This window comes from Caballeronia sp. LZ033 (assembly GCF_031451265.1).
In the GTDB taxonomy this organism is placed as follows: domain Bacteria; phylum Pseudomonadota; class Gammaproteobacteria; order Burkholderiales; family Burkholderiaceae; genus Caballeronia.
The window spans coordinates 1-475 of the sequence record NZ_JARUXQ010000050.1 but is presented as its reverse complement, the minus strand read 5'-3'; the positions used below and the strand labels follow the sequence as shown (position 1 = coordinate 475).

The 475-nt window shown below is 64.4% G+C and carries 1 protein-coding gene; it reads right to left on the bottom strand.

Annotated features, from left to right (window positions below; all coding sequences use genetic code 11):
* Nucleotides 1-475: hypothetical protein (locus QCE62_RS35135; protein WP_309928029.1), on the bottom strand; the 475-nt coding region annotated here is incomplete at both ends.

Here is a 475-nt window from a genome sequence, read left to right as displayed (position 1 = left end):
CTCGTACAACCCATCGCCCAGGCGTTTCTGTACTTTCTGCGGATCGAGGTCGAGTTGCCGCAAGAAGTAGTCGCTCGAGATGAAGCTCCGCTGGTTCGTAAGAGCCGGATTGGTCACGACGAGATACGTCGCGTCCGGCGCGCTCGTGCGACTGAACAGACCGCCTGGCGGAACCGAGAGGTTCTGCAACACGCCTTGCGCCGTCGCGCCCGCGATTACGGGATCGATCACTCGCGAGCCGGATCGCGTGCCGAGGTCGCCGATCACGACGCCTGAACCCGCCTGAGCCGGAGCGAGTCCGATAGACGGCATGCCCGCGTTGGCCGCCGTGTTGTCGATGCTCACACCCGAGCCCGAGAACGTGCGGCCTGCGACAAAGCTCGATTCGTAGGCGGGCAGCGCGAAGTATCGGATATCGGCCGGTGCGATCTGAGCATAACCACCCGGACGACCGCCGACAAACGGCGCATCGCCG